Here is a 22,485-nt window from a genome sequence, read left to right as displayed (position 1 = left end):
GTAAGTCCCGTAGTCCGTAAGTCCGTCAGTCCCTGGGGAGGCCGAGGATCCGCTCGGCGACGACGTTGAGCTGGACCTGTGTGGTGCCCCCGGCGATGGTCAGGCAGCGGGACATGAGCATCCCGTGCACCGCCCGCTCCCCCGCGCCCTCCCGCACCGCGCCCGCCGGGCCGAGCAGTTCCAGGACCAGTTCGGCGGTCCGCTGCTGGTGGGGGGTCTGCACGAGCTTGCGTACGGACGCCCCCGCGCCCGGATCCAGCCCGGACACCTGCTGGAGGGTGGTCCGCAGGCCGATGCAGGCGAGGGCGTGCGCCTCGGCGGCGAGCGCGCCGATGCGGGCCGGGTACGGGCCGTCGAGCTCCGCCGACCTGGCGATCAGTGCCTCCAGACCCGAGGCGGCTCCCGGGCCGCCCGGCCCCGGGGCGGCGTCGAAGCTCATCTGGTCGGCCATGTGGACGCGCTCGTTGCCGAGGGTGTTGCGGGCGACCCGCCACCCGCCGCCGGCCTCCCCGACCAGGGCGTCGGCCGGGAGCACGGCGTCCTCGAACCAGACCTCGTTGAAGAGGGCCTCGCCGGTGATCTCCCTGAGCGGGCGGATCTCGATGCCGGGGGTGTTCTTCATGTCGACGACGAAGTACCCGAGCCCCTTGTGCTTGGGCGCGGCCGGATCGGTCCGGGCCAGCAGGATCCCGAAGTCGGCGGTGTGCGCGGAACTCGTCCACACCTTCTGCCCGTTGACCTTCCAGGAACCGTCGGCGGCGCGTTCGGCGCGCGTCCGCAGGGAGGCCAGGTCGGAGCCCGCGCCGGGCTCCGAGAAGAGCTGGCACCAGGTCGTGTCCCCGCGCAGGGCCGGCAGGACGTGGGCGGCGCGCTGCGCGTCGGTCCCGTAGGCGAGCAGCGACGGCACCACCCAGGTGGCGATGCCGAGGTCGGCGAGCCTGACGCCGGCCTCCCTCAGCTCCTGCTGGACGACGAGCTGCTCGACGGGCCCGGCGCCGAGTCCGTACGGGGGCGGGAGGTGGGGGGCCGCGTACCCGGTGGGGGCCAGCACCCGGCGGGCGGCGGCCGGGTCGAGGCCGCGGGCGGCCCCGATGGCGGCGCGGGCGGCCGCCCGGTGCGTCTCGGCCTCGGGCGGCAGTTCGAGGCGCAGCTCGCGCCGGGCGCCGGCCGCGGCGAGGCGCGCGGCGCGGACGCGGTGGCCGTCGCCGGGGCCCAGGAGCTGGCGGGCGACGAGGGAGCGGCGCAGGTAGAGGTGGGCGTCGTGTTCCCAGGTGAAGCCGATGCCGCCGAGGATCTGGATGCAGTCCTTGGCGCAGGAGTACGCGGCGTCGAGGGCGGTCGCGGCGGCGAGGGCGGTGACGAGCGAGCGTACCGGCGGGGTGTCGTCCGCGCTGTTCGCGGCGTCCCAGGCGAGGGCCCGGGCCTGTTCGAGGCGGACCAGCATGTCGGCGCACAGGTGCTTGACGCCCTGGAAGCGGCCGATGGGGCTGCCGAACTGCTCGCGCGTCCTGGCGTGCTCGGCGGCGGTGTGCACCGCCCAGGCGGCGGTGCCGCAGGCGTCGGCGGCGAAGAGGGCGCAGGCCAGGTCCCGGACGAGGGCGGTGTCGAGCCGCAGCAGCCCGCCGGGCGGGACGGCGGCGTTCCGCGCCCGGACCTCGGCGGTGGGGCGGGTGGGGTCGGCGCCCTCGTGGGTGCGGATGCCGAGCGCGGCGGCGTCGACCGCGAACCAGCGGGTGGCGCCCTCCGCCACGGCGGCGAGGACCACCAGGTCGGCCTCGCCCCCGCCGAGCACGGGGGGCGCCTCCCCGTCCAGCCGCCATCCGGCGCCTTCGACGGGGACGGCGGTGAGCGTGCCGGGGCCCAGGGCGACCGCCCCGATACGGCCGTCGAGCGGCTCGGCCCCCGCCCGTTGCAGGAGTACGGAGGCCAGCGCGCTCGGCAGGAAGGGCCCGGGCAGCGCCGCCCGGGCGGCCTCCTCCACCACGACGGCCAGATCCAGCAGGGTGCCGCCCGCCAGGTGGGGCACCGCCAGCCCGGATTCCACCAGCCCGTCCCAGTAGCCGGGCCGGACCCCCGTCCGCGGCGGGGCGTCGAGCAGCTTGCGCACCTCCTCGGGCGGTACGGTCCGCGCCACCCAGCCGCGCACGGCGTCGGCCAACTCCCGCTGTTCCCGCGTGATTCCGATGCCCATGCGCGGCAGAGTAGAACACGTTCCAATCTGACGGAAGGTCAGGAACGGGCTCTTCTCGGCACCCCGTACGCCCCTTCGGCAGCGGCCCGGGTGCTGTGGGCCGCCCCCCATCAGCCCGGACTGCCCGCACTGCGGGAGAGCACTGACCGCGCTGAGCGTCTCGTACCGCCGCAACCGCTGGGACGGGGCACCACCGTCGCCGAGGCCCGAACAGTGGTGGAGGTGCAACGGCTGCGGCTGGCTGGGCCACCGCCGCGACGCGGACCGGCCGCTGCGCCCGATGCGGCTCCTGGAGGGCGACCGCGGCACGAGCAACCCGCGCCGCGTCGCGCCGCCCGGCGGGAGCTGCCCCCCGCCCTCAGCCGGCCGGCACGGCCGCGAGGGCGGCTCGGGCGATCGCCACGGCTTCTTTCCGGCACCCGGACGGCGGGGCGGGCGACCCGCTCGCCCCGCTTTCGTCCGACGCGCCGTCATCCGCCTGGCTTTGATCCGAATCGCCTCCGCTCCACACGTAGAGCCTGAGGTTCCCGTCCCGGACCACGAGTTCGCAGCTGTCCTTCCACAGCGTCTCGTCGCCGAGCCCCACCTTCGTCTGCTCCACCGTCCGCACGGCCGCCCGCACCGTCCGCCGCTCCGAGGCGAGCCGCTCCCGCTGCTCCTCCCGCCCCTCCCGGCCGCCGCCCTCCGCGTTGAGCTTCAGGGACCACTCCGCGATCACGCGGGGCTTCCCCCCGCCGAACCAGTAGCAGCGCACCGAGGTGGTGGGGCCGCCACCGCGCTCCGGCAGGACGGTTTCCAGCGTCGGCGCCGGCTCCGCCCCGGGCGGCAGCGGCAGCTTGGCGGCCGCCGTATCGCAGCGGTCCAGCTTCGTGTGCACCGTCTCGCCCCACCACCCACCGGCCTGCTGCCCGTACGCCCATACGCCCGTACCGGCCGCCACCAGCGCGACGGCCGCCGCCAGCGGCCCGGCCACGCGGAGCACGCGGCGCCGGGGCGGCGCGGAGGTCAGGGCGCCCACGGTGACGGGCGGATCCTCCGGCAGGGGTACGAGGGCGGGCCGTGGATCCGGAACCCGCGCCGGCTGCGGCTGCGGCTGCCCCGTCGACGCCGGTGCCGGTGCCTGCTCCCGCTCCGGCACCACCTCGGCCACGAGCGTCGCCGGTTCCCGCGGGCCGCCGCCCAGCAGGCGGTCGATGGCCGCGCCCTGCTCGGCGATCATGCGGTGCACCGCCGGAGGCCACGGCTGACGGCCCGACGGGGCGACCGGGCCGAGGAGGGCGAACAGGTCCGCCGGGGACGGCCGGGCGGCGGGGTCCTTGGCCATGCAGCGCTCCACGACCTCCCGCAGCCCCGCCGGGACGGCCGACAGCTCGGGCTCCGCGTGCACCACGTCGTACAGGGTCTGGAGGGTCGACGACGCCGCGAACGGGTTGCGCCCCGTGACCGCCAGGTACAGCACCGACCCGAGGGAGAACACGTCGCTGGCCGCCGTGAGTTCGCGCCCCTCGGCCTGCTCGGGCGACATGAAGGGCGGTGAGCCGATCACCAGGCCCGTGTGCGTCAGCCGAGTGTCGACCCCGCTCTCGGCCGCCCGTGCGATGCCCAGGTCGATCACCCGGACGCCGTCCTCGGTGAGCAGTACGTTCTCGGGCTTCAGGTCACGGTGGACCAGCCCCGCCCGGTGGATCTCCGCGAGCGCGGACGCCAGGCCGGCCGCGAGGCGGCGTACGGTCTCCTCGGGAAGCGCCCCGACCTCGGCCACGGCCGCCCCCAGCGACGGACCGGAGACGAACACCGAGGCCAGCCAGGGGGTCGGCGCGTCCGCGTCGGACTCCATCACGGCCGCCGTATAGGCCCCGGACACCCTCCGGGAGGCGGCGACCTCCCGCCGGAACCGGGCGCGGAAGCCCTCGTCGTCGGCGAACCGCGCGAGGACCTGTTTGACGGCGACCAGCCGCCCGTCCGGCGCGGCGCCGAGCAGCACCCTGCCCATCCCGCCCTCGCCGAGCACGCCCAGCACCCGGAACGGCCCCACGTACGACGGACCCGACGGCCCTAACGGCTCCACAGCAGCCCCCTCATCGCGGCATCGCCGCCGGCCCGGCGCGGGCGATCGCCCCGGCCTCCGTCGCCTCCCGGCCCGGCCCGCCCGGCCCCGGCCCCGCGGACGGATCCCGCCCTCCAGGTACGGGAGGGGATCATACCGACCCGTCAACTCCCGTCCCCGGAGCGGGTACCGCGTACCTCGCGGCGAGTACCCCGACGGCCCCGACCACCGCCGCCCGCAGCTCCGGCGGGCCGAGGACCTCCGCCTCCGCGCCCAGCCGGAGCAGGTCCCCCACGGCGACGGCCCGCGACTCCACCGGCAGCTCCACCTCCGCCCAGCCGTCCTCGTCCGGGGGCCCGGCGCCCTCCAGGGCCCCCGCCCCCGCCGCCCCGAACTGCACGGGCAGCAGCCGCTGCGCACGCGGCGAGACCCGCAGCCGTGCCACCCCCTGCCGGAGCGCGGCCTCCAGCCGCCGGGAGGACTCAGCCCAGTACTCCTCCAGCACGAACCGGGCGGGCCGCTCGAAGCCCTCCCCCGTCTCCCGCACCGACAGCAGCCGCGACACCCGGTAGGTGCGGGCGCTCCCCTCCGCCGGGGCCGCGACGAGGTACCAGATGCCGCTCTTGAGGACGATGCCCAGCGGGTGCAGCGCCGCCTGCCGCGGCTCGCCCGACCAGCGCCGGTACTCCACCCGCACCGCGCGCTGCTCCCACACCGCGCGGGCGACCGCCGCCAGGTGCGGCACCGGGTCCGCGTCCCGGAACCAGGCGGGCGCGTCGAGGTGGAAGCGGTCCCGTACGAGGCGGGCCCGGTCCGCCGGTCCGGCCGGCAGCGCGGCCTGGAGCTTCAGCTGGGCGGTGGCCAGCACGGCGCCCAGCCCCAGCTCCCGCGCGGGTCCCGGCACCCCGGCCAGGACCAGCGAGGCCGCCTCGGCGTCGGTGAGCCCCGTCAGGCGCGTGCGGTAGCCGTCCATCAGCCGGTACCCGCCCGAGGGGCCCCGGTCGGCGCGGACGGGCACGCCGGCCGCGCCGAGCGCCTCGATGTCCCGGTACACCGTGCGGACGGACACCTCCAGTTCCGCCGCCAGTTCCGGGGCGGTCATCAGGCCGCGGTTCTGGAGCAGCAGGAGCAGGGAGAGAAGCCGGTCGGCGCGCATGGGCCCATTGTGGCCGCGTACCTGACAGGAGGTGTCAGGTACGCCGTCCAGGCTGGTCACAGCGCGGGGAAAGCCCCCGCTGCCCTCGGAAGGATCCCCATGCCCACGCGCACCGCCACCGGCCACTTCACCTTCGCGGACTGGGAGGAGCGCCCCGTCGGCCCGGCCGACGCCCTGCCGCGGCTCGCCCACGCCTCGGTCGTCAACACCTTCTCCGGCGGCATCGAGGCCGTCGGCACCGTCTGCGCGTACACGATCGCCTACATGACCGCGACGACCGGCTCGTACACCGGCGTGGAGCTGGTCACCGGCAGCCTCGACGGCCGCGTGGGCGGCTTCGCCGTCGAGGAACGCGGCACCTTCCTGGAGGACGGCACGACCCACTGCGCCTTCGAGGTCGTGCCCGGTTCCGGCACCGGCGAGCTGACCGGCCTGCGCGGCGCCGGCACCTTCCTCGCCCGGCACGGCGAACCGTCCGTCGCCTACACCTTCGACTACGACCTCGGCTGAGACCGGCTGTGGAGCAACCGCCGGGCCTGCGCGGCCAGTCGGGCGAAAGAAGCAACCCGCACGGCCCAGGGCCCACAACCGGCCGGGCCGGGCGGCGTTGGTGCGGTCATGGCCCACCTCACCCTCACCCGTGTCCTGTCGGGCGCCGCCCTGGCCCTCGCCGTAGGCCTCGCCTCCGCTCCCGCCGCCCAGGCCGCTCCCACCCCCGGGCGCCCGAGCGCCAGTCCCCTCAGCCTGGACAACCTGCTGTCGCTGCGCTTCCTCACTCCGACAGTCGAGGACGCCAAGCGCCAGATCGCCGGCCTCGCTTCCGGGCTGTCGCCGGCGCCGGCCAACGCCACCGGTCTCGGCACCCTGCTCAAGTAGCCGGCGACAGGACTGTCCGCATGAGACTCGCCGGAGGACTTGCCCTCGTGTGTTCGACCGCCACCGCGCTGTCATCCTCTCCGCCGGCGGAGCCGCCGCCGACGACGACCTGATCCCGGCCTTCAACAACCCGGCGGTCGGAGCGGTGCGTTACCCCTCCGGACAGGGATGGGCATCGGGAACACCTTCAACGGCACGCAGAACGTCAGCTGCGCCCAGAGCACCGACCAGACGGTCACCACTCCGACGCCCCCGGTCGACGGCGGTGTCACCGGCACAGAGGTCGTGGAGTCCGAAGGGGTCGACGCCCCGTCGGGCGGCATCGTAGGAGCCACGGCGGAATGCCCTGCCTGCAAGGTGGCCACAGGCGGGGGCTACACCCAGTCCGGGGGGTGACGGCTGACGGGATGCGGGCGGCCCGCGAGGGCGCGGACCCCGGCATGGTGCCCTACCGGGCGGTAGGGCACCATGGGCCGCCACAGCCGCTCACCGCCGGAGGAACCACCATGGCCGCCACTCCCAAGCCGGAGACCCTCGCCGCTTTCGAGGCCGCCAAGGGGTTCATGCCCGTACGCGAGGGCCTCGCCCTGTACGGGGCGGCCGCCGCGGCCGCCGCACTCGGGCTGCCGCTGCTGGAGGTCGGCACGTACTGCGGGCGCTCCACGATCCTGCTGGCCGACGCGGCCCGCGAGGCGGGCGTCCCCGCGATCACGGTCGACCACCACCGGGGCAGCGAGGAGCAGCAGCCCGGCTGGGAGTACCACGACCCGACCGTCGTGGACCCGGAGATCGGCCTGATGGACACCCTGCCGGCCTTCCGCCGCACCCTGCACCGGGCCGGTCTCGAAGAGCACGTCATCGCGATCGTCGGCCGCTCCCCGCAGGTCGCCGCGGCCTGGGGCGGCAAGCTCGGCTTCGTCTTCATCGACGGCGGCCACACCGACGAACACGCCACCGGTGACTACGAGGGCTGGGCCCCGCACCTCGCGGAGGGCGGCACGCTCGTGATCCACGACGTGTTCCCGGACCCGGCGGACGGCGGCCAGGCCCCGTACCGGATCTACCTGCGCGCCCTGGCCTCGGGCGCCTTCGAGGAGGTCTCGGTGACGGACTCCCTCCGCGTGCTGCGGCGTACCGGAGCCGGCATCTAGGCCGGCGTCCGGGCCTCGGGAGCGGCGTCCGGGCCTCGGGGCCGGCGTCCGGGCCTCGGGACCGGCGGAAGTGCGCCTGTCCAGGATCATTGGACGACAATCACACCACGCCCCCGGATGGCCCATGGTCCGTACGGGGCCCGGGCGGGCGTTCTAGCATCGCGACGTGCGCTACGACGAAAGCCCCCCGCTCCCCGAGTCCCGGTCCTCGATCAGCCCGGACCGGCCCTGGTTCGCGCGTCGGCCCGCCCTCACGGTGGCCCTGGCGGCGCTGGCCCCGACCTGTCTGGCGGGCTGGGTGCTGGCCCAGGTGCTGACCGGCCCGGGGCCCGACGGGCGGCAGCCCGAGGGCCCGCCCCTCACCGCCTCGCACGCCACGGGCTCGACGGACGCGAAGTCCAGCGCCTCGCCCAGCCCGGCGCAGGGGCCGGCCCAGAGCCCCGCCCCGAGCGCTGGCGCGCAGGCCCCCACCGCCGCCAAGGGCCCGCTCGCCGGCCGGACGGTCGTCATCGACCCCGGCCACAACACGGGCAACTTCCAGCACGGCTCCGAGATCAACAAGCTGGTGGACATCGGCACCCACCGCAAGGAGTGCGACACCACCGGCACCACCACCAACTCCGGCTACAAGGAAGCGGAGTTCTCCCTCGACGTCTCCCGCCGGGCGCGCGCGCTGCTGGAGGCCAAGGGCGTCAAGGTGGTCTTCACCCACGAGGCCGACCGCCCGTGGGGCCCCTGCATCGACGAGCGGGCCCGGATCGGCAACGAGGCGGCGGCCGACGCAGTCGTCTCCGTCCACGCCGACGGGGCCTCCGCCGGCAACCGGGGGTTCCACGTCATCCTCCCGGCCCGGGTCAAGAGCGGGGCGGCGGACACCACGAAGATCGTCGGCCCCTCCCGCGACCTCGGGGAGCGCATCGCGCGCAACTTCGGCCGCACCACGGGCTCCGCCCCGGCCAATTACCTCGGCAGCGGCACCGGGCTGGTGGTCCGCGACGACCTGGGCGGGCTCAACCTCTCGACGCGTCCCAAGGTGTTCCTCGAATGCGGCAACATGCGTGACGCCAAGGACGCGGCGCAGTTGACGAGTCCGGAGTGGCGGCAGAAGGCGGCGCAGGGCATCGCCGACGGCATCGTCGGCTTCCTGGGCGGGTAGTTCACCGGCAGTCGTCCCGGGGCGGCTCGCCGCCCCGATCCTCTCGGCCGCGCGAAGCTCCGTACCATGGGGGCGCCCGCTCCGCCCAGCCAAGACCGAGAAGGACACCCCAAGACGTGAACATCCGCTCCCTCACTCGAGGTGACGGCGTGGTGATCGGAGCAGCGGTGCTGCTGTTCATCGCCTCGTTCCTCGATTTCTACTCCGCCACCGGCCTGGACCTCCCGAGTGCGTGGGACACCGACGTCTACGGGCTGGCGCTGCCCACCATCTTCCTGACGGGGTTCATCGCCGCCGGCCTGCTGATCGGCGCCCGCTTCCTGCCCGAGGGCCGCAAGCTCGGGGGCCTGACCCTGACGGCCTGGGGCACCGTGCTGGCCGTGGCGGCGGCCTGGGCGGCACTGTGGTCGCTGATCACCAGCCCGGCCAGGGCCGACCTGGGCGCCGGCTGCATCATCGCCTTCCTCGCCAACCTCGCGCTGGCGGGCGTGGCCGTCGCCGGTGCGAAGATCCCCGCGCTGGCCGGGCCGCTCGTGCCCGAGCCCCGGCCGGTCGCCCCCCAGCCGTACGGCGGCCAGCCCGGCACCGGGTACGGCTACCCGGGCGGGCAGCAGCCCCAGGCCTACGGGGCCAACCCGCAGCCCGCCCCGCCGTACGGGGGCACCCCGGCGCCCGGCCCGCAGGACGCGCCGGCCGCCCCGGCGGCGGACTTCACGCCGTTCTGGTTCGCGGTGCCGGTGGCCCGGCCCCTGTACGGCGAGGACGGCTCCCCCGTCCCGATCGCGGAACTGGCCCCGGGCACCTGGTACCTGGCCGTCGACCAGCGCGGCCCGTCGGCGCTGATCGCGCAGACGCAGGACGGCCGCCGCGGCGTCCTGAACGACACCTCCGGGATCCAGCGCGGCTGACCGCCCCGCCCGGACCACGGCGTACGGCCCCCCTCCCCGCACTTGAGTTCTAGTGATCGTCGCAACACCCCAGCCTGGGGAGTGCGATGGACTTCGAGATCCGAGACCGTTCGGTCAACCGGGGACGCCGTTCGTTGACCGAGGAACGGCGTGCCTACCTTCAGCTCATGCAGCAAGGCGTGAGCAGTCGGGAAGCGTGCCGGATCGTCGGCATCAACCTTCGGACGGGGAAGCGGTGGCGTAATGGCCGCGCCCCGTCCGGCAGGACCGGAAGGGCGCTACCGCTCACAGCGGTAGCGCCCTCGTCCGGTCCTTCGCGTTATCTGCGCGAGGCGGACCGGATCCACATCGCTGACCGGCTGCGGGAGAAGGCCACGGTCCGTGCGATCGCCGCCGAGCTGGGCCGCAGCCCCTCCACGGTCAGCAGGGAGGTACGCCGCAACCGGCACCCGTTCAATGGCCAGTACCGGCCGCACGCGGCCCAGGCCCGGGCCGATGCCCGCCGGCCTCGCCCCAAACCGGGCAAGATCGGCCAGAACACCGCGCTGCGGGACTTCGTCCAGGACGGCCTGGACCTGAAGTGGAGCCCGGAACAGATCTGCGAGAGTCTGCGCCGGACGTTCCCCGACCGGCCGGAGATGCACGTGGTCCACGAAACGATCTATCAGGCCCTCTACGTCCAGGGCCGCGGCGAACTGCGCCGAGAGCTGGCAAAGGCACTGCGTTCGGGACGCGCCCGCCGCACACCGCGACGCCAGGCCCAGCAGCGCCAGCCCCGCTTCGCCACCCCGATGATCATGATCAGTGACCGCCCGGCCGAGGTCGAGGACCGGGCCGTGCCCGGGCACTGGGAGGGCGACCTGATCATCGGTAAGGACAACGGCTCCGCGATCGGCACCCTCGTCGAACGCGCCACCCGCTACGTGATGCTCCTGCACCTGCCCGACGGCCGCAGCGCCGAACACGTCCGCGACGCCCTCGTCGAGACGGTTCAGACGCTGCCCGCACACCTGGTGCGCTCGCTGACCTGGGATCAAGGCAGCGAAATGGCAGCCCATGGCTCGTTCACCCTCGCCACCGACATCCCGGTCTACTTCTGCGACCCCGCCAGCCCCTGGCAACGCGGCTCGAACGAGAACACCAACGGCCTGCTGCGGCAGTACTTCCCCAAGGGAACCGACCTGTCTGCCCACAGCCGCGAGCACCTCGACGCCGTCGCAGCCCAGCTCAACGGCCGCCCACGCAAAACGCTCGGCTGGGAAACCCCAGCCGAGCGCCTGCATAAACTACTCGCGGCCTGATCAACACAACCACGTGTTGCAACGATCCCTAGAAACCGCCGCACGGGGAGGGGGGCCGTTCCGCACTTCCCGGCGGGGCGCGCGTGCCCTACAGTCGCCTGACGTTACCTGACGTACCGTCAGATCCGGCTTCGCGGAGGGGACCGTCCATGCGCCTCGGACTCGCACTCGGCTACTGGGGCCGCGGACCCGCCCCCGCCCACCTCGGCCTCGCCACCGAGGCCGAACGCCTCGGCTACCACTCGGTGTGGACCGCCGAGGCCTGGGGTTCCGACGCCTTCACCCCGCTGACCTGGATCGCCGCGCACACCTCCCGCATCCGGCTCGGCACCGCCATCGCCCAGATGGCCGCCCGGACCCCCACCGCCACCGCCATGCACGCCCTCACCCTCGACCACCTCTCCGGCGGCCGGATGATGCTCGGCCTCGGCCTGTCCGGGCCGCAGGTGGTGGAGGGCTGGTACGGGCGCCCGTTCCCCGCGAGCCCGCTCACCGCGACCCGGGAGTACGTGGACGTCGTCCGCCAGGTGCTGCGCCGCGAGGGCCCGGTCACCCTGGACGGCCGCTTCCACAGCCACCCCTACCGCGGGCAGGACGGCACGGGCAGCGGCAAACCCCTCAAGCCCATCACCCACCCGCTGCGCGCGGACCTCCCGCTGCTGCTCGGCGCCGAGGGCCCCAAGAACATCGCCCAGACCACCCGCATCGCGGACGGCTGGCTGCCCCTCTACTGGTCACCCACCCGCACCGACGTCTACCGGGCCTCGCTGACGGACCTCCCCGACGGGTTCATGATCGCCCCGATGGCCCGTGCCGAGGTCTGCGAGGACGTCGCCGAAGGGCTGCTCCCCGTCAAGGCGATGCTCGGCTTCTACATCGGCGGCATGGGCCACGCCACCCGGAACTTCCACGCCGACCTGATGGGCCGCATGGGCTACGAGGCCGAGGCCCGGCGCATCCGGGAACTGTTCCTGGCGGGGCGCAGGGAGGAGGCGGTGCTCGCCGTCCCGGACGCGTTCGCCGACGAGATCTCCCTCGTCGGGCCCCGCGAGCGGATCGCGGAACGCCTGGAACTGTGGCGCGGGGGCCCCGTCACCGACCTGCTCGTCACGGCCCCGGACCCGCACACCCTGAGGGTGCTGGCGGAGCTCAACGCCTGAGCCGGGACTAAGGGGTCTCTTCCGGCACGGCTTCGAGGAGCGCGCGCAGGTCCAGCGGCATCACGGCGATCTCCATCGTCCCCCCGCCCTCCAGGGCACAGGCCACGATCCGCGAGCCCGGGTTGATGGAGATCCCCTCCCGTACGGAGGGCACCCGGACGGCGGTGGCCCGGGCGCCGGCCAGGGGCACGGCCGGGCGCCGGGCGGGCTGCCAGCGGGCCGCGCCCTGGTCCGCGTACAGCCGGCCGGGGCGCCAACGCCCCTCGCCCGCCGGGATCCGGGCCATGCCCGGGATCCCGGCGGGACCGCCGGCCGCCAGCCGCTGCCGGTGCCTGCGCCGCAGCAGCCAGCCCAGCCCGCCGACCGCGAGGGAGAGGAACAGGAACTCGATCACATCCGCCATTGAAACAGGCGGGCGGCTCAGCCGGTCAGCTGCGAGGTGCTCGGCACCTTGTCGGTCACCACGGCGCCCGCGTTCTTGCCGGCTTCCTTGACCCCGCCGATGACGTTGTTGAAGGCGTCGATGTCGGCGTCGCCCGCCTCGCCCTTGCGGAGCTTGTTGCCCAGCCCCTTGAGGGAATCGATGCCCGCCGTCAGCGGGCCCATCGCCTTCGACAGCAGCGGGTCGCCCTTGGCGTTCTCGGCGGCCGCCTTCAGCCGGTTGTACGCGAAGGCCCCCGCGAGCCCCGCCTTGATCAGCGCGAACGTACGCCCCTTCGCGCCCTTCTTGAACTTGCCCTCGCGGTACGGCTTGACGATCCACTGGTACGTCGCCCCGGCCGCGAGGCCGGCGTTGGCGACGAACCGCGTCTTGGCGAACTTCTGCCTCTCGGCCTCGGTGCTCGGCGTCGGCGTCACGGCGGCCAGCTCGTCGGCGGCGGCCGCGTCCGTCTCCGCCACGGCGAGGGCGGCCAGCTCCGCGGCGGCGGCCGAGGAGACCTCCCCCCGCTGCCCCCGGTCGCCGCCGCTGCCGCACGCGGTGGCACCGGCCAGCAGCGCGGTGGACAGCACCACCGCCGTGAGGGCTCGACGGATACGGACGGTTGCGGATACGGCCACGGTTTCCTCCGGGGACTGAGGTGTCCCCCGCAGCCTCACCCCCGGCACCCGGCCCCACCACCCGGGGGACCCGTTCGGGGGGTCCCCCGCGGGACGTCAGCGGCAGCAGTCCGGTTCCAGGCCCGACGGCAGGGCCAGCCCGCCGAAGACCTCCCCGGTCGCCCCGTCCCCGCCCAGTGCCGCCACCGCGAGCAGCAGCGAACCGGCCGTCCAGGTCGTCTGCTCCACCGGCCACACCGCCCGGTCCTCGAAGACGTACCCCGTCCAGTACATGCCGTTCTCGGCGCGCAGGTGCCCGATCGAGCGCAGGATCTCCAGCGCCCGGTCCGACTCGCCCATCACCCACAGGGTCAGCGCCAGCTCGCAGGACTCGCCGCCCGTCACCCACGGGTTCGGCAGCACGCACCGCACCCCGAGGTCCGGGACCACGAACTCCTCCCAGCGCCGTTCGATCCGCGCCTTCGCCTCCGGGCCCGACAGCGCCCCGCCCAGGACCGGGTAGTACCAGTCCATCGAGTAGCGGTCCTTGTCCAGGAACCGCTCCGGGTGCCGGCGTATCGCGTGCGCGAGCGCGCCCGTCGCCAGCTCCCAGTCCGGCTGCGGGTCACCCCGGTGGTCCGCGATGGCCAGCGCGCAGCGCAGCGCCTGGTGGATGGAGGAGGAACCGGTCAGCAGGGCGTCGGTGACGACGGTGCCGTCCGCCTCCCGCTTCCAGCCGATCTCGCCGCCCGGCTGCTGGAGCGCGAGGACGAACTCGACGGCCGCGACCACCGACGGCCACATCCGGTCCAGGAAGGTGTCGTCGCCGGTCGCCAGGTAGTGGTGCCAGACGCCGACCGCTATGTACGCGACGAAGTTGGACTCCCGGCTCGCGTCCTGCGGCGCGTCCGTGTCCACACCGTCGGGCCGGTCCGCGTAGGCCGCGTACCAGGAGCCGTCCTGGTTCTGGTGCCGGGCCAGCCAGGCGTAGGCCCGCTCGGCCGCCTCGTGCTCGCCCGCCGCGTCGAGGGCCATCGCGGCCTCGGTGTGGTCCCACGGGTCGAGGTGGTGGCCGCGGAACCACGGTATGGCCCCGTCCGCGCGCTGCGCGGCCAGGATCCCCGCCACGGTCCGCGCGGCCTGCTCGGCGGTCAGTACGCCGTCCAGGACGAGGTGTTCCGGCACGGTGCGCCCCGGCGAGCTCACTGGGCGGAGCCGGCTGCGCCGACGGGCAGGTGGGGCTTGGTCGCGTACGCCACGAAGCTCTTGCCGATGAGCGGATTGAGGGCCTGCTCGGCGAGGCGGGTGGCCAGCGGCTTCTTCATGATGTCCCAGACCAGGAGCTTGTGGTACGCCTTGACGGGCAGCGCCTTGTCGTTGTCGACGCCGAACGCGCACTTGAGCCACCAGTACGGGGAGTGCAGGCCGTGCGCGTGGTGGGTGCCGTACGGCTTGAGGCCCGCGGCCTCCATCTTGCCGAGCAGCTCGTCCGCCTTGTAGATGCGGATGTGGCCGCCCTCGACCTCGTGGTAGGCGTCCGACAGCGCCCAGCAGACCTTCTCCGGGCCGTAGCGCGGGACGGTCACCGCGATGCGCCCGCCGGGCTTGAGCACGCGCACCATCTCGGCGAGCACGCCCTTGTCGTCGGGGATGTGCTCCATGACCTCGGAGATGATGACGACGTCGAAGGACTCGTCCGGGAAGGGCAGCGCCAGGGCGTCGCCCTCCATGGCGGTGGCGGTGGCGCCGGCCGGGGCCTCACCGGCCTCCTTCATGGCGGCGAACCACTTGGCTACCTCGCGGATCTCCTCGCCGTTGCGGTCGACGGCGACGACCTGGGCGCCGCGCCGGTAGCACTCGAAGGCGTGCCGGCCTGCGCCGCAGCCCAGATCGAGCACGCGGTCGCCTGCGGCGAGCGGGAACCGGGAGAAATCGACGGTCAGCACGGGGTCCTGCCTTCGCGGTCACGGGGGTGAAGGGTGTTGCGGATGAGAAGAACTGCCAGGTGGCGCCCGGGGCGCTCGACGTGGTCGGGGCGCTTCGGGCTCATTCAGGTGCTTCGGGTGCTTCGGGTGCTTCGGGTCTCGGTGGTGCGCCGGGCGGCGCGCCCGGTGCGGGCTCCGGAGCTCACCGGGTCCGGGCGGCGGCGGCCCGCGCGACGGCGGATCTGTAGTGCGCGACGGTGCCCTCGGCGGCCTTGGCCCAGGTGAACCGGGTCAGGACCCGCTCGCGCCCGGCGGCCCCCAGCCGGGCGCGCAGCCCGGCGTCGCCCAGCAGCCGGCCCAGCGCGACGGCCAGCGCCCCCGCGTCGCCGGGCGGCACGGCCAGGCACGTCTCCCCGTCGGGGCCGGACACCTCGGGGATGGCCCCGCCGGTGGTGGCGACCAGCGGGGTGCCGGTGGCCATCGCCTCGGCCGCCGGGAGCGAGAAGCCCTCGTACAGGGAGGGCACGCAGGCGACCTGGGCGCTGCGCACCAGGTCCACGAGCTCGGCGTCGGTGATGCCCTTGACGAACCGCACCGCGTCCTGGAGCCCGTACGTCTCGATCGCGCGGGCGACGGGCCCGCTCTCGGCGCGCTTGCCGACGACGACGAGGTGGGCGCCGGGCTGCTCGGTACGGAGCTTGGCGAGGGCCTCGACGAGGTGGACGAGCCCCTTGAGCGGGACGTCGGCGCTGGAGGTGGTCACGATCCGCCCGGGAACCTCCGGGACGGAGGGGTCCGGCGACCAGAGGTCGGTGTCGGCGCCGATGTGCACGACGTGGATGCGGTCGCCGCGCACACCGAGGTGCTCGGCGATCTCCTGCTGGGAGGAACCGGAGACGGTCAGCACCGACGGCAGCCGTCGGGCCACGCGGCCCTGCATGCGCGTGAACGCGTACCAGCGACGCACGGACGCGCGCTTCTTGCGGTCCTTCGCGGCGGCGAGGTCGAGCTTGCGGTCGACGGTGATGGGGTGGTGGATGGTGGTCACCAGGGGCGCGCCGAGATCGCCCAGCAGGCCGTAGCCGAGGGTCTGGTTGTCGTGGATGACGTCGAACTCGCCCGCGCGGGCGCGCAGGTGGCGCCGGGCGCGCAGCGAGAAGGTCAGCGGCTCGGGGAAGCCGCCGGTCCACATCGTGCCGACCTCGAGGGCGTCGATCCAGTCCCGGTACTCGTCGCGCTTGGGCGTACGGAACGGATCGGGGCTGCGGTACAGGTCCAGGCTCGGCAGCTCGGTGAGCGCGGCACCGGTGTCGAGCACCGGGTAGGGCTGGGCGCCGATGACCTCGACGGAGTGCCCGAGCTTGACGAGCTCCCGGGAGAGGTGCCGGACGTAGACGCCCTGGCCGCCGCAGAACGGGTTCCCCTTATAGGTGAGGAGTGCGATGCGCAACGGGCGGTCGCCGTCAGTGGCGGAACCCACGAAAGGGCTCGTCACCATGGCCTCTGCGGTCACTCTCGGCCCCCTTCTCCCTGCACTTTCGCCGGAGCGTAACCGCTCGGATAATGTAGAACAAGTTTCAGACTTGATCCTCTGAAGACCATTGAATCTACCGGCCGGAAACCGCACCGTAAGAGGCGGAGCAGGTGATTCGCGCCACGGCTCGGACGCCTGACATGCTGACCCCCGGACCATCCCGGAATCAGCCGCCGCAACGACACGGAACGCCAGGAACGGGACACATGACAGCGGAAGCGAAGGCCGTGACGCCTCCCCTGACGGAACGCCAGGAGGCGCGTCGGCGCCGCATCCTGCACGCGAGCGCGCAGCTGGCCAGCCGGGGCGGCTTCGACGCCGTGCAGATGCGGGAGGTCGCCGAGTCGTCGAACGTCGCGCTGGGCACCCTGTACCGCTACTTCCCGTCCAAGGTGCACCTGTTGGTGGCCACCATGCAGGACCAGCTCCAGCACATGCACACGACCCTGCGCAAGCGCCCCCCGGCGGGCGAGGAGCCGGCGGCCCGCGTCGCGGAAACCCTGATGCGCGCCTTCCGCGCGCTCCAGCGGGAACCGCACCTCGCGGACGCGATGGTGCGCGCCCTGACCTTCGCGGACCGGAGCGTCTCCCCCGAGGTGGACACGGTCTCGCGGCTGACGACCGCGATCATCCTGGACGCCATGGGCCTCGACGCCCCGCCGACGGCGGAACAGCTCTCGGCGGTCCGGGTCATCGAGCACACCTGGCACTCGGCCCTGATCACCTGGCTCTCGGGCCGCGCGTCGATCGCCCAGGTGAAGATCGACATCGAGACGGTGTGCCGGCTGATCGATCTGACGGGTGGGGCGGCGGGCGGAGCGGGCGGAGCCGCGGGAAAGGCCTGATTGTGGTGTAGGGGGTGCGGGGGGCGGGGCCCTGTGGGGCCGTCTCACAGCCGGTTTGGGGGGTTCCCGGCAGTCCCATCGTCCTTCCGGTGCGTGCCGGTCCCTCAAGGGCGCTCACTTCGTTCGCGTCGCTACGCGATGGCCTTCGGCCACCCTTGACCGACCGACCCGCCCCGGAAAGACAAGGACTGCCGGGAACCCCCCAAAAGAACGGTCACGGGGCAGGAATGGAGGGACCCCCGTGTCAGGGATGAGGCGGGCGGCCGGGCGTCGGCCCGCCGGGCATCCGGGCCCCCGGAGACGCTCGGCGGTCCACCCCGCGCACCAGATCGCTACGCGCTCCTCCCGGCTTGGCGTCCGGCGGCCGTCCGTGGCCGATACCCGCACCACATGTTGACCAGGACAGCATGGGGACCGGGTGGACGCGTCAGATCGCCACCGGCCAATCGGCTGCTGGTGGTGTGTGCAGTCGCCAGATGACGCCCGTTGCGTCCTGCGAGGACAGCGTGAATCCCAGGCGCTTGGGGACGGCGGCGCTGGCGGAGTTGGCCGGATCGTGGGCGATCTCGACGTACTCCACGCCCGGCAGGGCGAACGCCTCGCGGACTGCGGCCGCCGCTGCGCGGGTGGCCATGCCCCTGCCGGTGGCGGCCGGGTGCAGCCAGTAGCCGACGGCGCGGCCCTGCGGTTCGTCGGCGAGGTACAGGGAGAGGCTGCCGACGGGCCGGCCGTTCACGGTGATCGCGTAGTTGTACGCCTCACCGCTGCGCCAGTTCGGACCGCAGCCGGCGAGGAAGTCCCGGGTGTGCTGCGGCGTGTGCGAGCGTGCCCACGGCATCCAGGGACTCAGGTGCTCGAGGGATTCCTCGCTCAGGCGGAGGAGGGCATCGAAGTCGCTCTCCTCCCGCCAGCGCCGCAGGACGAAGCCTTCACAGTCAATGGTGTCTTTCGGCTGCTCCATGGGCGCATCGTTTCGCCACGCAGGTGATCACCGCAATCGGATTGACCGTTAGCCTCTCCGGATGATCGCTGAAGCCGACGTATGGAACCGTTTCGTCCGCCTCTTGCCGGATGCCGAGGGGCGCGAGGTCCAGGTCTGCTGGGAGATCGGCGAGCAGGAGGCCGGGCTGGACCTGCTGGTGTGCGGTCTCCTCGAACACCGGGTGGCCATCAGTGAGACCACCCGGGTGGAGATCTCCGTCATCGCGGAGAGCTGGGGTGTGCGGCGGGACATCGCTTCCCGTCTCCTCGCCTGCCAGGGTGACGGTCTCCCCAGCCCGGTGGAAATCGTCGAACACCCCACCACCACACCCCTGGCGTACCCGGACCTGGCCGATCTCCTCGTCATCCCCTGGATCCGACACACGTCCGGCCGCCTGCTCGCCCGCGCGCACGTCGAGGAGCCCTGGGGCGACCTCTCCCTCATCCCGGCGCACTACGCCGTCCTGGCCTCCGAACAGGGCCCAACCCTCCGCCTCCTCGAGTCCTTCTCCGCAAGGGAAGCCCTCGAAGCCCTGCATTCCACGCACCTGTGAGCCACGACCAGCCCCAGACGGCCGTCGGACGCCGAGACGTGAGAGGCGCGTAGCGATCTGACGTCCCCCATGCCGCCCTGATCGTCATTTGGTGCGGGTATCGGCCCCGGACGGCCGTCGGACGCCAAGCCGGGAGGAGCACGTAGCGATCTGGTGCGCGGGGTGGACCGCCGAGCGCCTCCGGGGGCCCGGCGGGCCGACGCCCGGCCGCCCGCCTCATCCCTGACACGGGGGTCCCTCCATTCCTGCCCCGTGACCGTTCTTTTGGGGGGTTCCCGGCAGTCCTTTGTCTTTCCGGGCGGGACGGTCGGTCAAGGGTGGCCGAAGGCCATCGCGTAGCGACGCGACGAAGGAGCGCCCTTGACGGGCCGGCACGAACCGGAAGGACGATGGGACTGACGGGAACCCCCAAACCAGCCCTGAGACGGCCCCACAGGCACCCCGCCCCCGGCCCCCCACCCCTCACTCCTCCGGCGGGAACACCGCCTCCCCCGACGGGGACAGGGTGATGAGGATGGCCTCCACCGGGCAGCCCTCGGCGGCCGTCAGCGTCGGTTCGTTGGCGTCCGTTTCCGGGGAGCGGGGGTGGGACTGGCGGGCCGCGTCGAGGGTGAAGGCGTCGGGGGCGTGGCTCACGCACATGCCCGAGCCGATGCAGACCCCCCGGTCGACCTCGACCTGCCAGCGGTCCCCCATCAGGCACCCGCCGGGAGGTGGATCATCTTGTGCTCCAGGTACTCGCTCAGGCCCTCCGGGCCGAACTCCCGCCCGACGCCGCTGCTCTTGTAGCCGCCGAACGGTCCCAGCATGTCCAGGCTGAAGGTGTTCACGTTGAAGGTGCCGGTACGCACACGCCGCGCGAGGTCGATGCCGTGTTCCACGTCGGCCGTCCAGACACTGCCGCTCAGGCCGAACTCCGAGTCGTTGGCGATCCGTACGGCCTCCGCCTCGTCCCCGTACGGGATCAGGCACACGACGGGGCCGAAGATCTCCTCGCGGGCGATCCGCATCGAGTTGTCGACGTCGCCGAAGAGGGTCGGTTCCACGTACCAGCCGCGCTCCAGGCCCGCCGGGCGGCCGCCGCCCGCCAGGACCTTCGCGCCCTCCTCCTGGCCGATCCGGATGTAGTCCAGCGAGCGCCGCTGCTGGCGCTCGGCGACGAGCGGCCCGAGCTGCGTCGCCGGGTCGAGGGGGTCACCGACGACCAGGGCGCCGGCCGCTGCCGCGAGGGCTTCGGCGACCTCCGCGTAGCGGCTGCGCGGGGCGAGGATGCGGGTCTGGGCGACGCAGGCCTGGCCGTTGTTCATCCAGGCCGCCGGGACGATCCCGGCGATGGTGCTCTCCAGGTCGGCGTCCGGCAGGATCACGGCGGCGGACTTGCCGCCGAGTTCGAGGGTGACCCGGGTCAGGTTGCGGGCGGCGACCTCCATGACCCGCTTGCCGGCGGCGACGGAGCCGGTGAAGGCGACCTTGTCGACGCCGGGGTGCCCCACCAGGTACTCGCTGACTTCCCGGTCGGCGGGCAGCACCGACAGCACTCCCTCCGGCAGCCCGGCCTCCCGTGCGATGTCGGCCAGGATGAAGGAGTCCAGGGGGGCTTCGGGGGACGGCTTGAGGATGACCGAGGAGCCGGTGAGCAGCGCCGGCGCGAGCTTCGCCGCGGCCACGAACTGCGGGACGTTCCACGGGATGACGGCGGCGACGACGCCGACCGGTTCGCGGCGTACGAGGATCGGGCCGAGCGCGCCCTGACGGCGCTCCTCGTAGGGGTATGCGGCGGCGACCTTGATGGCGGAGTCGTACACCATCATGGCGCCGAGCGCCTGGGCGAGGACGCTCCAGGAGTACGGGGAGCCGTTCTGGGAGCTGATGGAGCGGGCGATCTCCTCGTGCCGGACGGCGATGGCGTCCTTGATGCGGGAGACGACGGCGGTCCGCTCCTCCAGCGACAGGCGGGGCCAGGGACCCTCGTCGAAGGCCTTGCGGGCGGCGGTCACCGCCCGGTCCACATCGGCCTCGGAGGCGTGCGGGACGCTGCCGATGACCTGCTCGGTGTGGGGGGAGACGACCCGGATGGTGCCGGTGCCCAGCGGATCCGTCCATTCCCCGCCGATGAACAGTTGGCCGTGTTCCACGAGCTCGGTCATGTCCGATGCCTCCAGGAGCTGCGCACGATCTCACCGATGTCGCAGAACTGATACCAGTTCTACTTCAAGGAGTCCACGGTCGGGACGGGGTCGGCGGCGAGGACGTCAACCGCGCGGCCCGATCTCACCGCTGGCCAGGAAGCCCCACAGATGGTCGACTTGGGCTACTACTGAAACACGTTCTCGCCACCTCAGCCCTCGCCCCTCGCCCCTCGCCCAAAGCCCCCCAGGGAGAGCCCTCATGACGGAAACCACTCCCCGACCCACCCCCCGAACCCCTCCCCACCCCCTCCCCACCCCCCACCTCACCGACCACGGCGGCGGTGTCCGGGCCATCAAGGTGCCCATCCCCGACAACCCGCTCGGCCACACCCTCGTCCACGTCCTCGACACCGACCGCGGGCCCGTCCTGATCGACACCGGCTGGGACGACCCCGCCTCCTGGGACACCCTCACCGCCGGGCTCGCCGCGCTCGGTACCGCCGTCGCCGACGTCCACGGCGTCGTCATCACCCACCACCACCCCGACCACCACGGCCTGTCCGGCCGGGTGCGGGAGGCCTCCGGGGCGTGGATCGCCATGCACGCCGCCGATGCCGAGGTCGTCGTACGGACCCGCTCCGCCGAGCCCGCCGTCTGGTTCGAGTACATGAGCGAGAAGCTGGCCGCCGCCGGGGCCCCCGAGGAGCACATCGCGCCCCTCCGCACGGCCCGGGCGGAGGGGCGCGTCCGCACCCTCCCCGGGCTGAGCGCCGCCGTGCCCGACCGGGAGATCGTCCCCGGCGAGCTGCTGCCCCTCGCCGGGCGCCGGCTGCGCGCGATCTGGACTCCGGGGCACACCCCCGGCCACGTCTGCCTGCACCTGGAGGAGGCCCACCCGGCCGGCCTCCCCGGGAGCGGCCGGCTCTTCTCCGGCGACCACCTGCTGCCCGGGATCTCCCCGCACATCGGCCTGTACGAGGCCCCGGGCGACACCCGTGTCACCGATCCCCTCGGCGACTACCTCGACTCCCTCGAACGCGTCGGCCGCCTGGCGCCCGCCGAGGTGCTCCCGGCCCACCAGTACGCCTTCACCGACGCGCCGGCCCGCGTACGGGAGCTGCTGGAGCACCACGAGGACCGGCTGGCCGGGCTGTGGCGGCTGCTGGCCGAGCCCCTGACCCCCTGGGGGCTCGCGGAGCGGATGGAGTGGAACCGGCCCTGGGAGCAGATCCCGCACGGCTCCCGGAACATCGCCGTCTCGGAAGCGGAGGCGCATCTGCGGCGGCTGGTGAAGCAGGGCCGGGCGGAGCCGGTCCCGGGCACGGACCCGGTGGCGTACCGGGCGCTGTAGGCCGCCGCACGGCCGGTCGGGGGCCGCCCGCGGGGGGCCGGTGCCCCCGGGCCGGGGAGCTACGGGCCGGTAGAGTGGGCCCGTCGTCCACACTTCCGTACGGGGGGAAGCCGGTGCGAATCCGGCGCTGACCCGCAACCGTGACCCGGCCCGCAGCACGCGGGACGGCAGCCGGAATGCCC

At 73.7% G+C, this 22,485-nt stretch carries 22 protein-coding genes; 11 read left to right on the top strand and 11 right to left on the bottom strand.

Annotation, left to right across the window (positions count from 1 at the left end; all coding sequences use genetic code 11):
• Positions 1–25: 25 nt before the first annotated feature.
• The 3 genes from ACZ4WZ_RS25755 to ACZ4WZ_RS25745 form a co-directional block, all read right to left on the bottom strand.
• Positions 26–2,191 (bottom strand): acyl-CoA dehydrogenase, encoded by a 2,166-nt coding sequence (locus ACZ4WZ_RS25755; RefSeq protein WP_467893831.1) that lies wholly within the window; start codon positions 2,189–2,191, stop codon positions 26–28.
• A 358-nt stretch (positions 2,192–2,549) separates the two neighbouring features.
• Positions 2,550–4,259, bottom strand: a complete 1,710-nt coding sequence (locus ACZ4WZ_RS25750) for a serine/threonine-protein kinase (protein WP_467893830.1) — start codon at positions 4,257–4,259, stop codon at positions 2,550–2,552.
• Positions 4,260–4,389: 130 nt separating this feature from the next.
• On the bottom strand, positions 4,390–5,394 hold the full coding sequence (locus ACZ4WZ_RS25745; protein WP_467893829.1) for a helix-turn-helix transcriptional regulator: 1,005 nt from the start codon (positions 5,392–5,394) through the stop codon (positions 4,390–4,392).
• Between the two features lie 99 nt (positions 5,395–5,493).
• Between ACZ4WZ_RS25745 and ACZ4WZ_RS25740 the strand changes: the two genes are divergently transcribed.
• From ACZ4WZ_RS25740 to ACZ4WZ_RS25705, 8 genes are all read left to right on the top strand, one after another.
• Entirely contained in the window at positions 5,494–5,904 is a 411-nt protein-coding gene (locus ACZ4WZ_RS25740) for a DUF3224 domain-containing protein (protein WP_467893828.1), read from the top strand.
• 108 nt (positions 5,905–6,012) lie between these two features.
• The gene (locus tag ACZ4WZ_RS25735; RefSeq protein ID WP_467893826.1) at positions 6,013–6,270 is read left to right on the top strand and encodes a hypothetical protein; all 258 of its coding nucleotides are present in this window, start codon (positions 6,013–6,015) and stop codon (positions 6,268–6,270) included.
• Positions 6,271–6,438: 168 nt separating this feature from the next.
• A complete protein-coding gene (locus tag ACZ4WZ_RS25730) occupies positions 6,439–6,666 on the top strand; it encodes a hypothetical protein (RefSeq protein ID WP_467893824.1) in 228 nt (75 codons plus the stop codon).
• A 110-nt stretch (positions 6,667–6,776) separates the two neighbouring features.
• Positions 6,777–7,421 carry a class I SAM-dependent methyltransferase gene (locus ACZ4WZ_RS25725; protein WP_467893822.1) on the top strand — a complete coding sequence of 215 codons (645 nt, stop codon included), beginning with the start codon at positions 6,777–6,779 and terminating at the stop codon, positions 7,419–7,421.
• A 166-nt stretch (positions 7,422–7,587) separates the two neighbouring features.
• The gene (locus ACZ4WZ_RS25720; RefSeq protein WP_467893820.1) at positions 7,588–8,577 is read left to right on the top strand and encodes an N-acetylmuramoyl-L-alanine amidase; all 990 of its coding nucleotides are present in this window, start codon (positions 7,588–7,590) and stop codon (positions 8,575–8,577) included.
• 116 nt (positions 8,578–8,693) lie between these two features.
• Entirely contained in the window at positions 8,694–9,485 is a 792-nt protein-coding gene (locus ACZ4WZ_RS25715; protein WP_467893818.1) for a DUF5336 domain-containing protein, read from the top strand.
• Positions 9,486–9,571: 86 nt separating this feature from the next.
• Complete coding sequence (locus ACZ4WZ_RS25710; protein ID WP_467893816.1) at positions 9,572–10,786, top strand: IS30 family transposase; 1,215 nt, start codon at positions 9,572–9,574, stop codon at positions 10,784–10,786.
• A 149-nt stretch (positions 10,787–10,935) separates the two neighbouring features.
• Positions 10,936–11,946 (top strand): LLM class F420-dependent oxidoreductase, encoded by a 1,011-nt coding sequence (locus ACZ4WZ_RS25705; RefSeq protein ID WP_467893815.1) that lies wholly within the window; start codon positions 10,936–10,938, stop codon positions 11,944–11,946.
• A gap of 7 nt (positions 11,947–11,953) precedes the next feature.
• On the opposite strand, the gene ACZ4WZ_RS25700 is transcribed toward ACZ4WZ_RS25705, so the two are convergent.
• From ACZ4WZ_RS25700 to ACZ4WZ_RS25680, 5 genes are all read right to left on the bottom strand, one after another.
• A complete protein-coding gene (locus tag ACZ4WZ_RS25700) occupies positions 11,954–12,340 on the bottom strand; it encodes a hypothetical protein (RefSeq protein WP_467893813.1) in 387 nt (128 codons plus the stop codon).
• A gap of 26 nt (positions 12,341–12,366) precedes the next feature.
• Positions 12,367–12,939 carry a hypothetical protein gene (locus ACZ4WZ_RS25695; RefSeq protein WP_467893924.1) on the bottom strand — a complete coding sequence of 191 codons (573 nt, stop codon included), beginning with the start codon at positions 12,937–12,939 and terminating at the stop codon, positions 12,367–12,369.
• Between the two features lie 162 nt (positions 12,940–13,101).
• Entirely contained in the window at positions 13,102–14,190 is a 1,089-nt protein-coding gene (locus ACZ4WZ_RS25690; RefSeq protein ID WP_467893811.1) for a prenyltransferase/squalene oxidase repeat-containing protein, read from the bottom strand.
• Entirely contained in the window at positions 14,187–14,930 is a 744-nt protein-coding gene (locus ACZ4WZ_RS25685; protein ID WP_388936019.1) for a class I SAM-dependent methyltransferase, read from the bottom strand. The genes ACZ4WZ_RS25690 and ACZ4WZ_RS25685 overlap by 4 nt, the downstream gene beginning before the upstream one ends.
• A gap of 181 nt (positions 14,931–15,111) precedes the next feature.
• Positions 15,112–16,422, bottom strand: a complete 1,311-nt coding sequence (locus ACZ4WZ_RS25680) for a glycosyltransferase family 4 protein (RefSeq protein WP_467893809.1) — start codon at positions 16,420–16,422, stop codon at positions 15,112–15,114.
• 227 nt (positions 16,423–16,649) lie between these two features.
• Between ACZ4WZ_RS25680 and ACZ4WZ_RS25675 the strand changes: the two genes are divergently transcribed.
• Complete coding sequence (locus tag ACZ4WZ_RS25675; RefSeq protein WP_467893808.1) at positions 16,650–17,288, top strand: TetR family transcriptional regulator; 639 nt, start codon at positions 16,650–16,652, stop codon at positions 17,286–17,288.
• Positions 17,289–17,715: 427 nt separating this feature from the next.
• Here the strand turns inward: ACZ4WZ_RS25675 and ACZ4WZ_RS25670 are convergent, their stop codons facing one another.
• A complete protein-coding gene (locus ACZ4WZ_RS25670) occupies positions 17,716–18,249 on the bottom strand; it encodes a GNAT family N-acetyltransferase (protein WP_467893806.1) in 534 nt (177 codons plus the stop codon).
• A 61-nt stretch (positions 18,250–18,310) separates the two neighbouring features.
• On the opposite strand from ACZ4WZ_RS25670, the gene ACZ4WZ_RS25665 reads away from it, so the two are divergent.
• Positions 18,311–18,823, top strand: a complete 513-nt coding sequence (locus ACZ4WZ_RS25665) for a hypothetical protein (protein WP_467893804.1) — start codon at positions 18,311–18,313, stop codon at positions 18,821–18,823.
• Between the two features lie 462 nt (positions 18,824–19,285).
• Here the strand turns inward: ACZ4WZ_RS25665 and ACZ4WZ_RS25660 are convergent, their stop codons facing one another.
• Positions 19,286–19,519, bottom strand: a complete 234-nt coding sequence (locus ACZ4WZ_RS25660; protein WP_467893803.1) for a ferredoxin — start codon at positions 19,517–19,519, stop codon at positions 19,286–19,288.
• Positions 19,519–20,970, bottom strand: a complete 1,452-nt coding sequence (locus ACZ4WZ_RS25655; RefSeq protein ID WP_467893800.1) for an aldehyde dehydrogenase — start codon at positions 20,968–20,970, stop codon at positions 19,519–19,521. The genes ACZ4WZ_RS25660 and ACZ4WZ_RS25655 overlap by 1 nt, the downstream gene beginning before the upstream one ends.
• Before the next feature lie 241 nt (positions 20,971–21,211).
• On the opposite strand from ACZ4WZ_RS25655, the gene ACZ4WZ_RS25650 reads away from it, so the two are divergent.
• Entirely contained in the window at positions 21,212–22,303 is a 1,092-nt protein-coding gene (locus tag ACZ4WZ_RS25650) for an MBL fold metallo-hydrolase (RefSeq protein ID WP_467893799.1), read from the top strand.
• The last annotated feature ends 182 nt before the right edge of the window (positions 22,304–22,485 follow it).

Source organism: Streptomyces sp. NPDC029122 (genome assembly GCF_055569445.1).
Note: the sequence above shows the minus strand (reverse complement) of the source record. Positions and strands in the feature narration are given on the sequence as shown.